General features: G+C 38.6%; 1 protein-coding gene. It reads left to right on the top strand.

What is annotated here, in order from left to right; all coding sequences use genetic code 11:
• On the top strand, positions 1-277 hold a 277-nt coding region (locus ACYYG1_RS17400), incomplete at both ends, for a nitroreductase family protein (RefSeq protein WP_461211599.1).

Genomic DNA, 277 nt, shown 5'->3' with positions numbered 1-277 from the left:
ATCGGTTCGGGTGTACGATGAAACCCATAAAATTTCTCATGAAGAAATGTTAACAATGATTCAAGAAGCGACCACTGCCCCTTCTTCTGTTAACATGCAGCCATGGCGTTTTGTCGTAGTGGAAAGTGAAGCAGGCAAAGAAAAATTAAAACCCTTAATTCGCTTTAATACGCGTCAAAATGAAACATCTTCTGCAATGCTCTTAATTTTTGGTGATCTAAACTGCCATGAACGAGGAGAGGAAATTTACAATCAAGCTTATGCTAGTGGTAAAATG

This window comes from Desulfocurvus sp. DL1XJH-121, from assembly GCF_054819825.1.
The sequence above is the reverse complement of the archived record's forward strand: the minus strand, read 5'-3'. Positions and strand labels throughout refer to the sequence as shown.